The organism is Armatimonadota bacterium, assembly GCA_020354555.1.
Classification (GTDB): domain Bacteria; phylum Armatimonadota; class Hebobacteria.
The window spans coordinates 332,087-334,686 of the sequence record CP070648.1; the positions used below are offsets into that span (position 1 = coordinate 332,087).

The window sequence follows — 2,600 nt, forward strand, 5'->3', positions numbered from 1 at the left end:
CCCCATGGGGGAGCAGCGAGTATCGCTAGGCGAGGTAGGCGTAGGCGTGAATCGACACTGCGGTGACGTCCAACTCCCCTCGCAGCGCGCGCTGGTTCAGGGTCTCGATGTCCTGCAGCTCGTGCTCGTACCGCCGCTCGCCGGTCTCGATCTTCCCGGCGGCCAGCGCGTAGAACATGAACGCGTCGTCCGAGTCGGGGCTGTGGGCGAGGCGGATGATCACGGCGTCTCGGCCAGCGCCTGCTCGCGGAAGCTCTCGACCGCCCGCTGGTGATCCAGGTATTCCTGCCGCCCCGTCGCGTTCTCGCGGTCGTAGTTGGCGAGAAAACCGCGATACGCCTCCTGCGCGGCCGCATCGTCGCTCAGCATTCGAGCCGCCGAGTGGCGCAGCATGAATACGAATAGGTGTCCGGGGAGCTGGGCGTCGATCGAGTCGGCCCGGGCGCGGGCGGCGTCCACGTCGCCGGTCACGACCTGCATCACGCCCACGTGGTAGTGCGCATCGGGATCGAGCGCCCCGAGCATTGCATAGGCCTGGAGCGCCATCGGCTTGAACAGGTCAACCGAGCCCTGGTCGCCCTGCTCGTGAGCCGTCATGACGCGGTTGAACAGGCGGTCCGCCTGCTCTCGCGGGCTCATGCTGGCTAGGTCGGGCATGGCCCCGCTCCCCCCGAGCGGCGCGCCGGCCGCCGCCGCGCCGGCCTGCTGCGGCGAGGAGCGTCCGGCCTGGTAGGCGATCACCGCGACCAGGACGATTGCCACGAGCCCCGCCAGGAGCCAGACGTACTTGGGGAGGCCCGATCGCGCGGCGGCGGCCGGCGTGCCGCAGGCGTGGCAGAACTTCGCCCCGGCGGATAGCGAGGCGCCGCAGGTCGGACAGGTGAGTCCGGAAGTCGTACTCATAGCTTCATCCGTGGTCGATGCAGGGTAGTGGCAAGAGCGGGAAATATAGCAGCGCACCCCGGTCGCAGGTGCCCCGCTCCGGGTCCGGTACGAGAGAAGAAGTGGTGATCGGCGCGCTAGCGTGGCTGCTTTGCGGGCATTACTGTAGCGCCCATGGCGCCTGATGCGGAGCACCAGCCCAAATCGACCCGGTTCGACCCGCCGTGGAGCCAGATCAAGGCGCGCCAGATGGGTGAGTTGCAGCGGGGCGAGAGCCGGTGGGATGTGCTGCTCGAAACCTCGCCGGACCCCGACGTCGGCCTGCGCGGCCGCATCCACTTCATCTCCGGCAATCTGCACCGCCTCTCCGCCTGGATCTTTCTCGAGCCGGACGAGCGTGACGTCGAGACGCGGTTCGCCGAGTTCTCAGCCCAGGAGCTCTGGAAACTGCTGGACTCGCTTGACGTGGGCTAGCAGGGCCGTCGCCCCACCCCTTCCCACTAGTTTGCCCGCCACACGATTTTTGCCCGATTTGCCGGATACGAAGGTCTGATTTGTCCACTTTTTGAGAAATCAGTCACACCGTACATCGAATCGTGCAAGAAACGCACGATCCGCTTGACACTCTGGCCGCGGCCTGCTAGCCTTCGGCGTCTTTGCGGGCCCGTCGAGTCCGGTCCCGTACAGCCAAGGAGCCTGCCCGTGTCCCCCGTCAAGACCATCACCGTGCCCACGCGAACCGAGAAACCCAGCCTGCGCGACAACCACCTCGACACGCGCGGCGCCACGGCCGCCGACATCCTGCAGCTGTGCGATCAGATGCAGGTGGACTTCCTGCGGCTCCAGTTCACCGACATCACCGGGATCAACAAGAACGTGGAGGTGCCCCGCAGCCAGTTCCAGAAGGCGCTGGAGGGAGAGATCATGTTCGACGGTTCCTCGATCGAGGGTTTCGTCCGGATCGAGGAGAGTGACATGATCCTCAAGCCCGACCACCGCACGTTCAAGATCTTCCCGTACGACGACGAGGGGGGACGGGTCGCGCGCCTCATCTGTGACGTGTACAACCCCGACGAGACACCCTTCCTGGGTTGCCCCCGCGGGGCGCTGAAGCGACAGATCGAGCGGGCCGCTAAGCTGGGCTACGAGATGATGGCGGGTGTCGAGGCGGAGTTCTTCATCTTCCAGCGCGATGAGAATGGTCACCCCACCCTGGAGACGCACGACGCAGGCGGATACTTCGACCTCGCACCCATCGACCGGGCGGAGCCGATCCGCCGCATCATCATCGACGACTTGGTCAGCCTCGGCTTCGAGGTCGAGGCAGGGCACCACGAGGTCGCCGAGGGCCAGCACGAGGTGGACTTCCGTTACGCCGATGCGCTCACGACGGCCGACAACCTGGCGACCTTCCGCTTCATCGTGCGCAACGTCGCCTACCGGCACGGCTTCGCCGCCACGTTCATGCCCAAACCGATCTTCGGGCAGAACGGGTCGGGCATGCACACCCACCAGTCGCTCTTCCGGGACGGCGACAACGCGTTCTTCGATGCCAAGGCGAAGTGGCAGATCTCCGACGTGGGGCTCGCCTACATCGCGGGCCTGCTGAGGCACGCGCGCGGCTTCTGCGCCATCACGAATCCGCTGGTGAACAGCTACAAGCGATTGGTGCCGGGCTACGAGGCGCCGGTGAACGTGGCGTGGAGCATGCGGAACCG

The 2,600-nt window shown here is 66.3% G+C and carries 4 protein-coding genes; 2 read left to right on the top strand and 2 right to left on the bottom strand.

The window, feature by feature from the left end:
- Window positions 1–25 precede the first annotated feature (25 nt).
- Window positions 26–178 carry a hypothetical protein gene (locus JSV65_01390; GenBank protein ID UCH36666.1) on the bottom strand — a complete coding sequence of 51 codons (153 nt, stop codon included), beginning with the start codon at window positions 176–178 and terminating at the stop codon, window positions 26–28.
- Between the two features lie 41 nt (window positions 179–219).
- Window positions 220–903 carry a zinc ribbon domain-containing protein gene (locus tag JSV65_01395; protein ID UCH35033.1) on the bottom strand — a complete coding sequence of 228 codons (684 nt, stop codon included), beginning with the start codon at window positions 901–903 and terminating at the stop codon, window positions 220–222.
- A 153-nt stretch (window positions 904–1,056) separates the two neighbouring features.
- Between JSV65_01395 and JSV65_01400 the strand changes: the two genes are divergently transcribed.
- Together JSV65_01400 and JSV65_01405 are read left to right on the top strand one after the other, a co-directional pair.
- Complete coding sequence (locus JSV65_01400) at window positions 1,057–1,356, top strand: hypothetical protein (protein ID UCH35034.1); 300 nt, start codon at window positions 1,057–1,059, stop codon at window positions 1,354–1,356.
- Between the two features lie 345 nt (window positions 1,357–1,701).
- Window positions 1,702–2,600: glutamine synthetase (locus JSV65_01405; GenBank protein UCH36667.1), on the top strand; the 899-nt coding region annotated here is incomplete at its 3' end.

Excerpts from the sequence above, each read along its gene's own strand:
- JSV65_01400 (UCH35034.1), top strand. The coding sequence starts at position 1,057 with ATGGCGCCTGATGCGGAGCACCAGCCCAAATCGACCCGGTTCGACCCG.
- JSV65_01390 (UCH36666.1), bottom strand. The coding sequence starts at position 178 with ATGTTCTACGCGCTGGCCGCCGGGAAGATCGAGACCGGCGAGCGGCGG.
- JSV65_01395 (UCH35033.1), bottom strand. The coding sequence starts at position 903 with ATGAGTACGACTTCCGGACTCACCTGTCCGACCTGCGGCGCCTCGCTA.